Source organism: Moorena sp. SIO2C4, assembly GCF_010672485.1.
GTDB classification, from domain to species: domain Bacteria; phylum Cyanobacteriota; class Cyanobacteriia; order Cyanobacteriales; family Coleofasciculaceae; genus Moorena; species Moorena producens.
Genome location: NZ_JAAHGN010001003.1, coordinates 1 through 2,810 on the forward strand (window position 1 = coordinate 1; position 2,810 = coordinate 2,810).

The following is a 2,810-nucleotide window of genomic DNA, read 5'->3' on the forward strand; positions in this document are numbered from 1 at the left end:
AACTGAACCAAGAGCAGATCTTGACTAAAAACGTGGATAATCTCTGGTGGACTGAAACTATCCGCTTCTGGGCGTCGGATGCTGATGGAACTAACTTGATTCGTGCAGCCTTGGAAAAGGGTACAGAAGAGTCTTTAGCTCTTGCTTATGATTGCCTAGCGCAAGGGTTGACCGTTAAGCCTAAGCTAGAGCAACAACTTGAACAAATCCTAGCAGCAGATTTAGCATCCCCTAATCCAGAAATTGCTCAGGTAGCTGCAGAGGTTAAGTTATCTAGGCGGTTGAATCAACTATTCCGGATTGATGACAGAATCGAAATTGCCTTGAGTTATATTACCTGTGCTGAGTATCAATTATTTTTGGATGAGACCCTAGCAGCAGGTGAGTATCATCAGCCAGATCATTGGGAAAGCAAACGGTTTATAGCGTTAGAGGGAAATCAGCCAATTACTGGAATTGGAGCTAGTGATGCAGAAGCATTTTGTAAATGGTTGACTCAAAACTACTCAACACCAGGATTCAGGTACAGATTGCCCACTTCCGATGAAGCACAGGAGTACCCAGCGATTGAACAGCCAGTAGGCTGCTGGTGCCAGGAAAAAGAACACAACGTGATTGTGGGCATAAAAGCAGCTAAGTGGAAAAATTGGCAAAAACAATTAGCTAATGTTGTTCAACTAGATATAGCTCTAGATTTAAACTTAGACTTGGAGGGGGAACTAGAACTGTTCCGATACCTAGATATCCAACTCTACCGATATTTAGAGCTTAACCTCTACCAATACCGAAACCTTTACCAAGAGCTTGAACAAAACCTCGACCTCGATCGATACCTTTACCAAAACCTTGAGCCATACCAAGACCTATACAAAGAACTCAAGCTAGGTCAATATATCCACCTCAATCCCTACCTCAACCTCGACTTTGACCGATACGAAAACCCAGATCTTAAATTACTTCGCTTCTATGTGCTGTTAGTGTTTATTGCCTGGACTGTGCGAGCTGATATTTATAAAAAAGCTGCTACCAATCCTCAAATCCTGAAACCTGTTCATTTGACAGTTTAAAATTGTCAATAATTAAGCCGTAAGTATGCCAGTAATAGAGATAAAATTGCGCCAATTTACACATTATTTTTATTAATGGATGAGCGACGAACTGGTCGAATGCCAGCTTGGGAGGGGATTCGGGTTGTTCGATAAAAAGTTAACTAAACTATCAAATAAAAAAGGCAAAATTAAGAATAGTTATAAATTTAAATGCCTATTAGCTTACTATGGACGAAGAGGGTTAGCTAAATGCTAATAGCTAAATGTAAATCTTACGAATTTACCATTATCCTTAATCACCACAATAAACAATCAAATCAATTTCTATATCACCATTACCAGCAAGACCCATGACTCCAACCGTTGTTCGACAAGGCAACCTATTGTTAAAATAAGAAGCATATAAGTCATTCACTGTCTGGTAGTATCTAAAATCAGTCAGAAAAATGCGAGTCATAACTACCTGCTCGAAGCTAGTGCCAGCATGGTCTAAAACCAGCTTCAAGTTTTCCATTACCTGTTTAGTCTGTAAGGTGCGCTTTCCTATGGCGAATTAAATTACGGGGTCGCACCTCCTCAATTGACCCAATTATTACTTTTCCAGTGACAGGGTCCTCAGCTAGCTGTCCCGTCACAAATAGAAAATCTCCTGCCCGAACAGCGTGGGAATAAGGGGCTACAGGTGGCAGAACATTGTTCGGTAAAGTGATATATTCCAGCACGTTTTCAACTCCTTTAAAAAAAAACTTTAAATTTTTTATGAATTCGATTTTAAAGTGTGGAAATTATAATCAAGGTAGTAACTGCCAAAGTTAGCCACTTGTGGTTTATTTTTGTTAGCCTGCATGAAAGCCTTCAATTAACTCAATACCTGAGCTCCTAGAATGTCTAGACCAGTTTTATACATCGCTATCACTAGCCACGGTTTTGGTCATGCTGTACGTACTGCCTCCGTAGCTGCGGCTATTCAACGACTGTGTCCGGATATCTTACTGATTCTAGTAACAACAATACCACGCTGGTTATTAGAATCCTACATTCCGGGGGATTTTATTCATCGCCCACGGGCTTTTGATGTTGGTGTTATTCAAACCGACAGCTTAACAATGGATAAAGAGGTAACATTAACCAAACTACAGCAAATTCGCTTCAGTGCTAGATCAATTATTGCTAGTGAGGTTGACTTTATTCGTAACAATCGAGTCGGGCTGATCTTAGCCGATATTCCCCCCTTAGCTGTAGGTATTGCTCAAGCGGCTGACATTCCCTGTTGGATGATGAGTAACTTTGGCTGGGACTTCATCTATCGAGACTGGGGAGGAGAATTTGCCGAGATTGCCGATTGGATCAGTGAGTATTATCGAAAATGCGATCGCTTATTTCGCCTTCCTTTACATGAACCCATGAGCGCCTTCACCCATATCACCGATGTGGGGTTAACAGGCGGCTCCCCAGGCTACAGTGCAGACCAATTAAGGAAGAATTTTGATCTGAAGTCTCCAGAGTTTAAAACTGCTTTACTCACCTTTGGGGGATTAGGGTTGGAACAAATTCCTTACCACAATCTATCTAGATTCCCTGACTGGCAGTTTATCACATTTGACTCTCAAGCACCAGATTTACCCAATTTACTTAAAATCAAGGATCACGACTATCGACCAGTGGATTTCATGCCCTTGTGCTCGCGAGTGATTTCCAAACCGGGATACAGTACTTTTGCCGAAGCGTTACGCCTGGATATCCAAATTGCTTCAGTTACCA

General features: G+C 41.4%; 2 protein-coding genes and 1 pseudogene. 2 read left to right on the top strand and 1 reads right to left on the bottom strand.

The annotated features are described in order from the left end of the window. A partial coding sequence (locus tag F6K20_RS32755; RefSeq protein ID WP_287297549.1) for a formylglycine-generating enzyme family protein occupies positions 1-1,067 on the top strand: 1,067 nt, incomplete at its 5' end. Between the two features lie 274 nt (positions 1,068-1,341). Here F6K20_RS32755 and F6K20_RS40955 read toward each other — a convergent pair. Next, positions 1,342-1,771: pseudogene (locus F6K20_RS40955) on the bottom strand (RidA family protein). 162 nt (positions 1,772-1,933) lie between these two features. On the opposite strand from F6K20_RS40955, the gene F6K20_RS32770 reads away from it, so the two are divergent. Beyond that, the coding region (locus F6K20_RS32770; protein ID WP_287297550.1) for a glycosyl transferase at positions 1,934-2,810 on the top strand (877 nt) is incomplete at its 3' end.